This window comes from Thalassococcus sp. S3, assembly GCF_004216475.1.
GTDB lineage: Bacteria > Pseudomonadota > Alphaproteobacteria > Rhodobacterales > Rhodobacteraceae.
This window is the reverse complement of the sequence record NZ_CP022303.1, coordinates 4493282-4506618: the sequence shown is the minus strand read 5'-3', so window position 1 is coordinate 4506618 and position 13337 is coordinate 4493282. Positions and strand designations below refer to the sequence as shown.

Genomic DNA, 13337 nt, shown 5'->3' with positions numbered 1-13337 from the left:
GGTGATGCCGGCTGTCAGATGTGAGATGCTCGTTTGTTTGGTGCAAATATGGGTTTGCTGTATCGTCATACTCATCTTTTGATTCGAATTTTTTGAATTTTTTAGGACTTTTGATCAATGGCGGCAGGCGTTGAATTTCTGACTTATCGCAAGAATCTCTCGGATCTTATCGATTTTGCCGAAGCCATGCGGGCGCTGTTCTTTGACCTCGGCGTCGGGTTGAAAATTGCCGAGAAGGTTGTCGATAAGCTCGCGAAAGGGTCCGACGATGTCGAAGATATTGCCGATACCATCAGTGACGCGGAAAGCGTCTTAAGCCTGACCAAGCAGGCCGGCCCGTTGCGAGCGCCCTCGAATGCGCTCGACAAAAGCCTCAAGAGCGTATCGCCCGTGATCGACAAGTTTCGCGCGGATATGAAAAAGCTCAGCGAAACGAAAGACAAGGACGGGGACGGAAGCGAGGAAGATAACGGGTTTCTCAAGATCCTTGCAGAAGCCTTGGGCGACGCGTCTTCAGCGGCGTTCACGGAAAGTGCCAAACTCTATTCCCAAGGCGTGATCCTGCAAAACGATCTTGCGGCCGTGGACCAGATGATCGAGGCGCTGAATGCAAGGCCCTTTGCCCTCGACAGCACCACCGATTTTTCTGAGTTGCTCTCCGTTCAATCCGCCTTGTCGGGCGCGCTGGACCAGCAGGCCAGCCTCCGGAATGCCAAAATGGATGAGATCACGTTCGACTATCTGACCCTTCGGGAGAAGCTCGAAGGTCTGCAGGACATGTTGGACGACATCGAATTCAAGAAAATTGACGCGGAACTTGCCGATCTGGAGGTGATCGATGCGGTGACCGATGCCCTGAGCGGGCCGCTGGATGCCGCCGCGGCATTGTTGACGCCGGTCCAGCCGCTTCTTGACAAGGCGGGTGCCGCAATTGACCTCGTCCTCGGACCCATTTTCGATTTTGTGACCAATGCGCTTGGATTGAACAAGCTGATGGACAGCCTGACCGCCGACATTCGGCAGAGGCTGCCGGATATCGACCTTTTGCAGCCATTGCTGGATTTGCTGCAGGTGTTTCAGGATGCGGTCGATGATCTTGCAACCAACCTTTTTGAACTGCCTGCATTCCTTCGCAAGGTCGGCGACTTTCAAATCGGTGATCCTGACGAGGGGCCAACAGGCATCGGCACCCCACGGCAGGATCGCTTGTTCGGAGATGCCGGAGGCGATGTTCTGGATGCACGGGCGGGCGATGATCTGATCGACGGCGGCGCTGGCAATGACATGATCATCGCGGGAGAGGGGGATGATACGGTCATTGGTGGCAGCGGCGTGGATATCCTACGGCTCGAAGGGACCTTTGAAGAATACGAGCTGAGCCGAAACTCCACCACAAATCGGGTCGTCGTCACCCATGTCACCCCGCAGCGCGGTTCACAGAACGAAGGAACCGAAGAGATCGAGGGCATCGAATATGTGATGTTCGACAACATCACCTTCACCGGTGCACAGCTTCAGAATGCGATCATCGGTGGGTCGATCCTGAATGGCACCGGCGGATCTGACCTGATGTTCCTCAACTCCACCGGGGCGCGCAACGCGCAAGGTTTCTACGAGGCGAACGGGTGGGCCGGAAACGACACGATATTTGGGTCAACCGGGGACGACGCGCTGAACGGTGGCGCGGGTGAAGATGTCTTGCTGGGCGGGCAGGGCGACGATCTGATACACGGCGGCGCTGGCCGCGATACATATCAGGTCCTGCGCGGAACCAGCACGGGACAGCGCACCAATCTGGAAACGGGTCGGTCGTTTGGGCAAGGGCAAGATACGCTTTTTGCGATCGAAGATATCGTGTTTGGCAGCACCGGTGGCCATCAGATCCGAGGAAACAGCGCCGATAACGCCCTGGTTACGAATGGCGGCGAGGATATCGTCACCGGCGGCAACGGGAACGATGTGATCGTGACTGAAGACGGGCGGGATGTTGCTATGGGCGGAAATGGCCGCGATTGGCTGCAAACCGGAAAGGACAACGATCTTTTGATTGCCGGTGGCGCCCACCAAGCGGGCCCGGGCGACATCTATGATGGTGGCGATGGCACCGACATGCTGAGCTATTCCAGCGACTATAACCCGTTGCGTGACAAGCTGACCTATATGGCGCCCAATGACCGGAACGTCGTAAGGGCCTATCTGGACGAGACGGGAACGGCGCCGGGCCGCGTCCGTATCTTTGCTGAAACAGGAAAGATCGAGAAGCTGGACGCAAGTGGCCGGGTCATCGGAACGGACACTGCCATCGGGATCGAGACGTTCGTCGGATCAGACTTTGCCGACATTCTCAGAGGTCACTACGACGTCAACGCAACCTACGGGATTGACCTGCATGGCGGCGGCGGAAACGACACGATCTTTGCCGATGGCGCATCGGAGATCCAGGGCGGAGATGGGGACGACCTTCTTGTTCTGACCCAGAAAACCCTGGATGCGCCTGGCAATCCCGATGTCGGAGGCGGCAGTGGTTTTGATACGCTGGACTTGCGCGGTCTGGGCGATGTGCGCTGGCGCTATATCCAGGAGGGTTCGATTGCGGCCAGCCTGCAGGCCTATGACAGCACGACACTCGGCTCGATCAACCGGTCCTTCAGCGGGCCTTCGGTTCAGCGGCTCACGTTCTTTGACGGTGGGATCGAACGCATCCTTTTCTCCGACGCCAGCCACTACATCTACAACCGGCCGGGTGGCACCGCGCAGGTGGATTTCGTGCTGGGTGCGGGGGATGACGAGATTGATCACCTTAATGGTCGTGCCATTCTGCGTGCCGGAGACGGTGACGACACCGTGCGGATGGATAGCGACGGCGAGTTCTTCGGGATGTCGGGCAACGACCGGGTCGAGGTCGACAACGCCTCTCGCGATGTCTTCTTCTTTGGAGGGATAGGCAACGATTCCGCTTTGGTCGAACGATCCTCCGGCACTTTTTCAGGTGGAGAAGGCTTTGATGCGATCAGCTTTGATCCAACCTATTCAAACGCTGTTGAGGTCGATCTAGCACTCGGAAAGGCCTCCGGGCTGGGGCGAAGCCCCGTCAACAGCTCGGTGATTTCCGTCATTGATGTATCGCTGAGCGGTTTTGAGGCTGTCGTCGCATCCAATGCAAATGACACGCTGCGCGGCGATGCCATGGACAACCGCCTGATCGGACGGGCCGGGCGCGATACGATCGAGGGGCGGGATGGTCGCGATCAGCTCTTTGGCGGTGCAGACAATGATGTTCTTCGCGGTGGAAACGGCGACGACAAGCTGCATGGCGGCGCGGGAAATGACATTTTGGATGGTGGCAACGGGATTGATACCGCGATCTATACCGAAGAGGCGCCGAACGGTCGTGACGGAGAGGTTGAGACAACATCCGCCGGGGGTGTGAACGCCGATTTGCTGACCGGGCAGGTCAGTGGCGGCGCAGGCCGCGATTCTCTCAACAGCATCGAAAACATCTTCGGCAGCTCGGGCGACGACACGTTGACGGGCGACAATCGGGACAACGTGCTGTCCGGGGAGGACGGAGATGACAGCCTGGTCGGAAGAGGGGGCGCTGATCTTCTGATTACCGGTAAAGGCCGCGATACGATCCTGGGCGGCGATGGCAATGACACCCTGGACGGAGGCGATGATGCCGATCTGCTGATCGGGGGTGCGAACTTTGATACGATTTTTGCGGGCAGCGGTGATGATACCGTCCGTGGGGACAACGGTCGCGACCTCATCCTACTGAACCAGGGCAACGACCGTTTCGAAGACAATGCGCAAGGCGGCGACCTTGGACGCGACACGGTCTTCGGCGGTTTTGGCGATGATACGATTGAAGGTGGCAACGGCGGGGATGAGTTCCACGGCGAATGGGGGGCCGACCTGATCAACGCGCGTGATGGCGACGACAGGATTTATGGCGGCGATCAGTTCGATACGATTTCGGCGGGTCGGGGGAATGACACGGTCTGGGGTGGCAATGGCCGGGACCTGATTTTCCTCAACCAGGGCAACGACCGGTTCAACGACAACGGCCAGGGTGGAGATCTTGGGCGCGACACGGTCTTTGCCGGCTTTGGCGACGACACGATTGAAGGCGGCAACGGCGGGGATGAGTTCCACGGCGAATGGGGGGCTGACCTGATCAACGCGCGTGATGGCGACGACAGGGTCTATGGCGGCGATCAGTTCGATACGATCTCAGCGGGCTTGGGAAATGATACGGTCTGGAGTGGCAATGGCCGGGACCTGATTTTCCTGAACCAGGGCAACGACCGGTTCAACGACAACGGGCAAGGCGGCGACCTTGGGTCCGACACGGTCTTCGGCGGCTTCGGCAACGATACGATTGAAGGCGGCAACGGCGGGGATGTCTTTCATGGCGAGGCAGGTGACGATGTGATCCGTGCGCGGAAAGGCAACGACACAGTCTATGGTGGGGACAGTTTCGATTTTATTGATGCAGGCGAGGGCAACGATCTCGTTTTCGGCGGCAATGGCCGGGATCGCATTTTCCTCGGCGCAGGGAATGATCGCTATATCGACAACACTCAGGGCGGGGCATTGGGTCAGGACACGGTGACCGGCGGCGCGGGCGCGGATCTGTTTGTCTTTGGCACTGCCACCGCAGCGGATGTCATTACGGATTTCACGGTTGGGACGGATACGCTGCAGTTCGCATCGGCCCTGGTCGGTGGTCGGGGAGCGGCCCGCGTGGTCAACGAACTGGCAACGGTGACCGGCCAGGGCGTGCTATTCGATTTCGGTGCCGGTCATTCCGTCTTGCTTGAGGGGTTGTCCAGCACGGCTGGCCTTGTCGGGGACATTGTCCTTGTCTAGCGCACCCATAACACGACGCTGAGGCCGACAGATGCGCGCTCGACTAATGCCGCAGAACGAGAACCGACTTTTGAGAGTGACGCACCAGGCGCGCTGCGTTTGATCCCAGAAGATAGTCTTTCAGCTCAGGCTGATGGGCGCCGACCATGATAAGGTCGACCTCAAGCGTGTTGGCGAGATGGATGACCTTGTCGTAGACCGTACCGGACAAGATATGGGTCAGGGCCGAAAGGCCTGCCGACTCCACAGCTTGCCTTAACTCGCCCTCGGCACGCTGGTGCGCTTCGTTTTCAAACCCGCTCCCCAGATAGGATCCGACAATGGCCATGCCCGCATCGGGAATGACACTGGCCACGTGAACTTTGCTGTTCCACGGGTCTGTCAAATCCTTGGCCGCGTTCAAGAGTATCTTTGTCTCTTCGGGGATCGACAGATCCACGGGAATGAGCACCGAGTTGAACATGGGTTTCTTCCCTAAAATGCGGCTTGCGTCATACGACGACTTTGCAGGGCGATGATGAAGCCCAGAAGGATCAGGGCCGGGATGAAGAACAGCTCTTTGGGCATACGGTCATTTTCGATCTGCACCATCACGATCTGGGCCGGTTCGTCGCCATAGAAGTCGTACTCGTTTCCGAGAGATTCGAAATAGGGCGTTCCCGGGAAAGGCTCTTCAAGTAACAAAAGGCCATCGCTTTCCATGACGGTCAGACCGGCAGCCTGGAGACGGTCAAGCCCTGAGCCTGCTTCCTCAGGGGTCAGAACGATTGTCTTGCTTCCAACGATCCCCGTGTCAAAATCCGGCGCTGAGACAGTGATACGGGCGTCCGTACCGCTTTCGATATCCCCGATCGCCGTGATGGCGGACGATCCGGTGTGCTCCGTATACTGATCCTGCCACTGGTTGAGAAAGAAATCGGGTCGGAACAACATGAACACGATCAACAACATAACCACAGCCTCCCATCGCCTGTTTCGGGCGATGAAATAGCCTTGTGTGACCGCTGCGAAGACAAGCATCGCTATGAGCGAGATGAAGAAGACCATCACCGCTTTTAACGGACCGACATCGATAAGAAGGAGGTCGGTGTTGAAGATGAACATGAACGGCAACAGGGCTGTGCGGATATCATAGGCAAAGCCCTGCACGCCGGTCATGATCGGATCCCCGCGACTGATTGCAGCGGCGGCATAGGCCGCAAGGCCGACGGGCGGCGTGTCGTCGGCAAGAATACCGAAGTAGAACACGAACATATGGACGGCGATCAATGGAACGATCAGGCCGGATTGGGCGCCCACGGACACGATCACGGGGGCCATCAGCGATGACACAACAATGTAGTTGGCTGTCGTTGGCAAACCCATCCCAAGGATCAGAGAGAGGATTGCAACCAAGATCAGCAGTATCATCAGATTACCGCCCGAGATGATCTCGATCACCTGGCCGATGATCTGGTGGGCGCCGGTCAATGAAATTGTTCCCACAATGATCCCCGCGGCTCCGGTGGCGACGCCGATGCCGATCATGTTGCGCGCACCGCTTTCCAGCCCTGACACGAAATCGCGAAAACCGGCGACGGTCTGGTTTGCGAATTCGGATTCACCGCGGAACATCGCTTTGAGCGGACGGTGGGTCAGCGCGACGATGATCATCGCGATGGTGGCCCAGAATGCCGACAAAGCGGGCGAAAGCCGGTCCAGATGCTCGGTCCGGACCATGAGGTTCCAGACAAGGACAAAGATCGGCAGGGCAAAATACGCGCCCCCTAGGAAAGTGGGTGTGAGGCGCGGGGCAGAGACGACCTTGTCATTCGGATCATCGATTTTGAGGTCGGGGAAACGGGAGGCAAGAAACACCAGGAGCAGGTAGGCCAGGCCCAAAAGCACCAACGCGGGATAGATCGTGGCGTCGGGCATCAACGGTTCCAGCATGGCCCGAAAGCCCACGACAAGGAAGGTGATCGCCGCCATGCCCAAAAAGCCGGTCAGAAACAGGATCAGGATCATCAGGATCCCGATGTGCCGCCCCGGTTTTTTCAGGCCTTCCAGGCGCAACTTCAGGCTTTCAAGATGCACGATGTAAAGCAGCGCGATGTACGAGATCACGGCCGGCAGGAAGGCGTGTTTGATCACCTCGATGTAGGGAATGTTGACATACTCGACCATCAGGAAGGCGGCCGCCCCCATGACCGGTGGTGTGAGTTGCCCGTTGGTGGAGGACGCGACCTCGACCGCGCCGGCCTTTTCGGAAGAGAAGCCAATGCGCTTCATCAAAGGGATCGTGAATGTACCGGTGGTCACGGTGTTGGCGATAGAGGAGCCCGAGATCATGCCCGTCATCATGGACGACAGAACAGCGGCCTTGGCAGGCCCGCCTCTCAACGTGCCAAGCAGGGCGATGGCGACCTTGATGAACCAGTTCCCGCCACCTGCCTTTTCCAGCAAGGCCCCAAAAAGCACAAAGAGGAAGATCATCGACGTGGAGACGCCGAGCGCCACGCCAAAGATGCCTTCGGTCTGCATCCAGTAATGGCCCATCGCTTTTGAGAAGGACGCACCACCGTAATTTGTGACACTGCCGACCCATTCGGAATATCCGCCGAAAAAGGCGAGGGCGAGGAAGAGGGAGGCGATGATCACAAGCGGAAGTCCGAGGGATCGGTAGACGGCAATCATCAGCACGATCATCCCGATACCGGACATCACGATGTCGGTGGTGTTCCAAAGGCCGGGCCGGTCCGCGATCTCGAAGCGGAAGATGACAAGGTAAAGACATGCCGCAGTGCCGAGGGCCGCCAGGATCCAGTCATAAACGGGGATGCGATTACGATGACCGAGGATCGGAAAGGCCAAGGTTGCCAGAACGATGGCGAAGGCGAGGTGAACGAACCGGGCCTGCGCCACGATGTTCGCGAATTCGCTGACGCCCGTCGCCTGGGCCAGAACGCCAGGCAGTTTCGATGCGATGTAAAGCTGGAACAGGGACCAGGTGATACACAGCGCGAATATCAACTGCATCGCAATCGGGCTTGCCTGGCGCGCACCGGTATCTGCCTCGGCGACCATGTCTTCGGCGGTCTTGGTCTCTGTCATATCCCCGTTTCCTCTTTGGCGCATTTCGCGTCTCGTTGAGTGACAAACGCCAGCGCATTTGAAGATGCGCTGGCGTTCTTTTTCAAAGTGGTCGTCGGACCGTCATTTAGTCCATCAGACCCAGCTCTTTATAGGCTTTCTCGGCGCCGGGATGCAGGGGGGCCGACAGACCGTCGTTGATCATCTGCGCGGCGTCGAGATTTGCAAAGGCCGGATGCAGGCCGCGGAAATCGTCCAGGTTCGACATCACGGCTTTTGCGACGACATAGGCAACCTCGTCGGGGATGTTGGCGGATGTCACGAAGGTCGCGCCAACACCGAATGTCGTCGTGTCACCATCGGTGCCCGCATACATTCCGCCGGGGATCGTCGCGACACGGTAATAGGGGTTGTCGGCAACCAGCTGATCGATTGGCGCCCCTTCCACCGAGACGAGTTTCACGTCGCAGGTTGTGGTGGCTTCTTTGATGGCCGCGGCGGGGTGGCCGATCGTGTAGATCATCGCGTCGATGTTGTCGTCGCAGATCTGCTTGGCCATTTCAGACCCTTTATATTCAGTCGCGAGCGCGAAATCGTCCATGGACAGACCGAAGGCGTCCATCACCACTTCCATAGTGGCCCGCTGGCCGGATCCCGGGTTGCCCACGTTGACGCGTTTTCCTTTCAGCTCCTCAAAGGAGCTGATGCCGCTGTCGCCCCGAACAAGCAACGTGAAGGGTTCGGGGTGGACCGAGAACATCGCCCGGATCTCAGGGAAGGGATTGTCGGAAAACTTCGACGTACCGTTGAAGGCATGGTGCTGCCAGTCCGATTGGGCGACACCGAATTCAAGCTCGCCACCCTTGATCGTGTTGATGTTGTAGACAGACCCACCGGTCGATTCCACCGCGCAGCGAATGCCGTGCTCTTTCCGCTCCCGGTTCACCAGACGGCAGATCGCGCCGCCGGTTGGATAGTACACACCCGTCACACCCCCGGTTCCGATGGAGATGAACTGCTGATCTTGAGCGAACGCTGTTCCACCGACGGCGATCGACACCGCAGCAACCGCGCTGGCCATAACATTTTGATATTTCATGAAGCTCTCCCATTATTCTTAGGCGGTTGGGACCGCCAAATTCGCCCTGAGACGTTCGCGAATGCGTGTGCGCATGTCACGAAAAAACTGATGTTATTTTTGATAGGTCCAATATGCGTCGTTGTCGGTCCGAAGGGCGTCATAGGTCTTGATTCGGCTCCATGCCTCTGCGCCGCCGCGCTTCATCAAAAGGGCGATAAGCACTTCGATCACGGCGGTCAGGCCTGCGAAGCATCCGAAATGATGGGTGCTTTGGATCGAGGCTGTCAAAACATGCTCCGGCCTCAATTGGGGGGAGATCACCTCGGAATCTGAAATCAGCAGTAACTTTAGGCCTTTCTGCTGCGCAAACTCGCAAGCTGCAATGGTTTCTCGGGAGTAGGGCGTGACGGTGATGGCGATCAACACATCGCCTGGCTCTGCGTCATTCAAATCGTCGATTGCGCTGTTCTGGTGTCTTGGGATCAGTTGTAGCGAAGGGAGGGCCATGCGACCGACATAGTGAAGATAGTAGGCCATCGCATAGGTTGAGCGCACGGCGGTGACATAGACCATGCGGGCGCCAAAGAGCGTTTCCACTGCATCATAAAGCGCAGATGGCGCCTGACTTTCTAACGAACGCGATACGATGGATAAGGCATTTCGGGCCGCTTCGGCGCCAGCCTCCCGATCTTCGGCTTTGTGATCGCTGGCCTCTACCCAGGCGGGAACCCAGCCGCTCTGCGCATTTTGCAGCAGGGCGTGGCGAAACGGAGCGCGAAGTGCTTCGAAGCGCGAAAAGCCCAGGTAATTTGCCAGTTTAACAAGGGTGTAGGTGCTTACCCCTGCCTGGTGCGCTGTCTCCCGTACCGAATTCAGTCCGAACTCCATCGGATGATCTAGGATGTATCTTGCCGCCACGCGCTGTTGCGGGGTCATTTGGGCAATCTCGTCCTTCAGGGTGGCAAGCAGACGGGGTTTGAGCGTGGGGTCCATGGCGATTCGGCACGTTGATTTGGGAATAACATACGTTTTCCGCCCCCTGATTTGACAGGCCCAAACGTTTTCGACTGAGTGATTGGAAGGCCGAACGCGCAGGATGCGGTCATTCGGTCAGCCGTTACACATTTTTCCTTGGGTCCCGCCATGAGCCACGTCTTTCCGCGCCAGCCGCTTTCACCGCCAGTGACCGCAGTCGCGGCCGAGGGGTGCTATCTGATCGATGAGGCGGGAAAACGCTATCTGGACGGCTCCGGCGGCGCGGCTGTGTCCTGCCTGGGACATGCTGATCCGGAAATTATCGAGGCGATCCAAAAGCAGGCGGCCCAACTCGCCTTTGCCCATACCGGTTTCTTTACCAGCCAACCGGCTGAAGAACTGGCTGAGCTTCTGATCCGGCATGCCCCCGCGCCATTGGATCGGGTTTACTTCGTTTCCGGCGGGTCCGAAGCGGTGGAGGCGGCGATCAAGCTGGCCCGGCAATACCACCTTGAGCGAGGCGCGCCCGAACGCACGCATCTGATCGCCAGACGCCAAAGCTATCACGGCAATACGCTGGGTGCGCTGGCGGCAGGCGGCAATGCGTGGCGGCGTGCCCCGTTCGAGCCGCTGCTGACCGAAGTTCATCATATCGCACCCTGTTACGCCTACGCAGAGGGAGGGGAGCATGAGACACCGGAAGTATACGGGGTACGTGCCGCGCAGGAACTGGAGGAAGAGATCCTCCGCCTCGGCCCGGACAAGGTCATGGCCTTTATTGCAGAGCCTGTGGTGGGCGCCACCCTCGGCGCCGTTCCCGCAGTAGAGGGGTATTTTCGGCGCGTGCGCGAGATCTGCTCGCGCTACGGCGTTCTGCTGATCCTTGACGAGGTGATGTGCGGGATGGGGCGCACCGGGCATCTTTTTGCGTGCGACGCGGATGGGGTGGCGCCGGATATCCTTTGCATCGCGAAGGGCCTTGGCGCGGGATATCAGCCGATTGGTGCGATGCTGTGCAGCGATCACATCTACCGGACCGTGCGCGATGGGTCAGGTTTCTTCCAGCATGGGCACACTTATGTTGGTCACCCGGTTGCCTGCGCTGCGGGCCTCGCGGTTCTCAGGGCGCTGCTTGACCGCGATCTGATCGCGCGTGTTCAAGCGAAAGGAGAGGCGTTAACCCATGCGCTCGAAAATCGATTTGGTCAGCACCCCCATATTGGCGACATCCGCGGGCGCGGGCTGTTTCTGGGGCTGGAGTTTGTGGCGGACCGGTCCACAAAAGCACCGTTCGACCCCGAACTGAACATCGCGGGACGTCTGAAGAAGGCAGCCTTCAACGCGGGTCTTATCTGCTATCCAATGCAAGGGACGCGCGATGGCCGCAGAGGCGATCATGTGCTCCTCGCGCCGCCTTTCGTCATAGAGGACACGCAGATCGTGGAACTGGTCGAGAAGCTGGAGACCGCGCTGGCAGACGTTTTGCCGGTGTCCTGATTTCCGGCTGGCGCGTTCAGGTGCGTGCCTTTTCGAAGGCGGCCCATGCCTCCTCGAACCGGGCGAAGTCAAAGTCGGGCGCGCGGGCGGGGTCGAGGACAAGCCGTTCCGTGGCCAGCAAGCCCGTGATGGCGGCTTCAAGCTGCGGGATCACGTCGGTGGGTACGACAAGGGCTCCGTGACGGTCGGCATGGATCAGGTCTCCGGGCGCGATCATCAGGCCGAAGATGCTGACCGGCGTTCCGATCTCCTGCACGTGGACAAAGCCGTGGCTGGGGCCGATGGAGCCTGCGATGACCGGAAAGCCTGATGGCAAATCGCCCAGATCCCGCATGACGCCGTTGGTCAGCGCACCGGAGAGGCCAAAGCCCTTGTGCACGGTCGTATTGATCTCGCCCCAATAGGCGCCGATGCAATGGGGAAAGTCGGTGTCTTCGATAACAGCGACCGACGGCTTGGGCGCCTCGGCCATCGCGCGGTAATAGTCCATGCGGCGCGCCTTGATCACCTCCGGCGGCTCGGTCGACGGGGCCACCGCGGCGATCTTGGCGGTGCTTGCATAGCCCACCAAGGCAGGCTCCTCCGGAGCGGAGCAAAGCATGGTGCCGCGCGTGAACGCGTCAAAGCCGCGTTTGCCCTGCGCCACTTCGATGGCGTTGCAGACGGTCGGCGTGTCAACACGGCGCAGGAGTTCCAGCAGCGCGGGGGTCATGCCGGTTCTCCGACCAACGCGGCGCCGTCTGCGAGGCTTTTGAGCTTCGCGTAGGCGATGTCGGGGTCGATGGCGCCGAAGCCGGCGAAGGTGCCAAAGCCGCAATCGCTGCCGGCGATCACGCGGTCGGAACCGACGATGTCAGTGAAACGGGTGATGCGCTGGGCGACGAGTTCCGGGTGTTCGATGAAATTCGTGGTGGTGTCCACGACACCGGGGACGAGTATTTTGTCGTCAGGGATTTCGGCCTTGCGGTCTCGGAAGACGGTCCATTCATGGGCATGGCGGGGGTTCGACGTCTCAAAGAGGACGTATCGCGATTTGGTAGACATCAGGGTCGAGAACACGGTGTCCATCGGGATGTCGCAGCAATGTGGCCCTTCGTAATTCCCCCAGCAGATGTGGACGCGGACACGGTCCTGGGGGACGTTCTGCAAGGCGTGATTCAAAGCTTCGACATGGGATGCGGCGATTTTCAGGAATTCGGCATCCGAAAGGTCGTTAAACAGCATATGGCGCGACAGGGCCAGATCGGGGCAGTCAAGCTGCAGGTCGAGACCGGCGGCGACGATGGTCTCGTACTCCTCCCGCATCGCGTCGGCAAGGGCGGCGAGGTAGGCGTCGCGCGTCTTGTAATGGTCGTTCTGCAGGAAAAGGGAGATAACGCCCGGAGAGGCCGCGTTCATGAAACCGCGCGCAGCACCATGGGCGGACATGGCGGATTTGAGGTTGTCGATATCCTTCTGCAATTCGCCTTGCCCTTTGGAGCGCACGTCCCCGGTGCACATGGGGCGCGCGTATTTGGGCGTGCCGCCGTCATTGGCGAGGCGCTGCAGGAAGGAGGGGAACATCTTCAGATCAGCGGGCGCGTTGCGAGGGCTGTCGCCGGAGAAACCCGTGTAGCGGTCCTTGACGTAGGTGGCGTAGCTGATCTTGGACGTCTCGCCATCGCTGACAATGTCGATACCGGCCTCAACCTGCTTGCGGACAGTGTCAGAGACGGCGCGGGTCATGGCATCGTCGAAGGCGACCGTGTCGTAGGGCGTGCCGTTTTCACGGGCAAAGATGAAGTCGACAACCTCCCGCGTGCGCGGGAGAGAGCCAACATGGGTGGTGAGAATGGTCATG

Annotated in this window: 8 protein-coding genes; 2 read left to right on the top strand and 6 right to left on the bottom strand. The window is 59.1% G+C overall.

The window, feature by feature from the left end; genetic code table 11:
- Positions 1–117: 117 nt before the first annotated feature.
- Positions 118–4872 carry a hypothetical protein gene (locus tag CFI11_RS22115; protein ID WP_130409654.1) on the top strand — a complete coding sequence of 1585 codons (4755 nt, stop codon included), beginning with the start codon at positions 118–120 and terminating at the stop codon, positions 4870–4872.
- A 43-nt stretch (positions 4873–4915) separates the two neighbouring features.
- Here CFI11_RS22115 and CFI11_RS22110 read toward each other — a convergent pair whose 3' ends face one another.
- The 4 genes from CFI11_RS22110 to CFI11_RS22095 form a co-directional block, all read right to left on the bottom strand.
- Complete coding sequence (locus CFI11_RS22110) at positions 4916–5335, bottom strand: universal stress protein (RefSeq protein ID WP_130409653.1); 420 nt, start codon at positions 5333–5335, stop codon at positions 4916–4918.
- Positions 5336–5346: 11 nt separating this feature from the next.
- Positions 5347–7965: a TRAP transporter permease gene (locus tag CFI11_RS22105; RefSeq protein ID WP_130409652.1), complete on the bottom strand. Its 2619-nt coding sequence runs from the start codon at positions 7963–7965 to the stop codon at positions 5347–5349.
- Between the two features lie 106 nt (positions 7966–8071).
- Positions 8072–9043 (bottom strand): TAXI family TRAP transporter solute-binding subunit, encoded by a 972-nt coding sequence (locus CFI11_RS22100; RefSeq protein ID WP_130409651.1) that lies wholly within the window; start codon positions 9041–9043, stop codon positions 8072–8074.
- A 93-nt stretch (positions 9044–9136) separates the two neighbouring features.
- The gene (locus CFI11_RS22095) at positions 9137–10018 is read right to left on the bottom strand and encodes a MurR/RpiR family transcriptional regulator (protein WP_130409650.1); all 882 of its coding nucleotides are present in this window, start codon (positions 10016–10018) and stop codon (positions 9137–9139) included.
- 150 nt (positions 10019–10168) lie between these two features.
- Between CFI11_RS22095 and CFI11_RS22090 the strand changes: the two genes are divergently transcribed.
- Positions 10169–11497: an aspartate aminotransferase family protein gene (locus tag CFI11_RS22090; RefSeq protein ID WP_130409649.1), complete on the top strand. Its 1329-nt coding sequence runs from the start codon at positions 10169–10171 to the stop codon at positions 11495–11497.
- Between the two features lie 16 nt (positions 11498–11513).
- On the opposite strand, the gene CFI11_RS22085 is transcribed toward CFI11_RS22090, so the two are convergent.
- Both CFI11_RS22085 and CFI11_RS22080 read right to left on the bottom strand, forming a co-directional pair.
- Positions 11514–12209 (bottom strand): RraA family protein, encoded by a 696-nt coding sequence (locus tag CFI11_RS22085; RefSeq protein ID WP_130409648.1) that lies wholly within the window; start codon positions 12207–12209, stop codon positions 11514–11516.
- On the bottom strand, positions 12206–13336 hold the full coding sequence (locus CFI11_RS22080; protein WP_130409647.1) for a cobalamin-independent methionine synthase II family protein: 1131 nt from the start codon (positions 13334–13336) through the stop codon (positions 12206–12208). Before CFI11_RS22080 ends, CFI11_RS22085 begins: the two co-directional genes overlap by 4 nt.
- Position 13337: the final 1 nt, after the last annotated feature.

Bases quoted from the DNA above. Each gene is read 5' to 3' on its own strand.
- CFI11_RS22115 (WP_130409654.1), top strand. From the start codon at position 118: ATGGCGGCAGGCGTTGAATTTCTGACTTATCGCAAGAATCTCTCGGAT.
- CFI11_RS22110 (WP_130409653.1), bottom strand. From the start codon at position 5,335: ATGTTCAACTCGGTGCTCATTCCCGTGGATCTGTCGATCCCCGAAGAG.
- CFI11_RS22105 (WP_130409652.1), bottom strand. From the start codon at position 7,965: ATGACAGAGACCAAGACCGCCGAAGACATGGTCGCCGAGGCAGATACC.
- CFI11_RS22100 (WP_130409651.1), bottom strand. From the start codon at position 9,043: ATGAAATATCAAAATGTTATGGCCAGCGCGGTTGCTGCGGTGTCGATC.
- CFI11_RS22095 (WP_130409650.1), bottom strand. From the start codon at position 10,018: ATGGACCCCACGCTCAAACCCCGTCTGCTTGCCACCCTGAAGGACGAG.
- CFI11_RS22090 (WP_130409649.1), top strand. From the start codon at position 10,169: ATGAGCCACGTCTTTCCGCGCCAGCCGCTTTCACCGCCAGTGACCGCA.
- CFI11_RS22085 (WP_130409648.1), bottom strand. From the start codon at position 12,209: ATGACCCCCGCGCTGCTGGAACTCCTGCGCCGTGTTGACACGCCGACC.
- CFI11_RS22080 (WP_130409647.1), bottom strand. From the start codon at position 13,336: ATGACCATTCTCACCACCCATGTTGGCTCTCTCCCGCGCACGCGGGAG.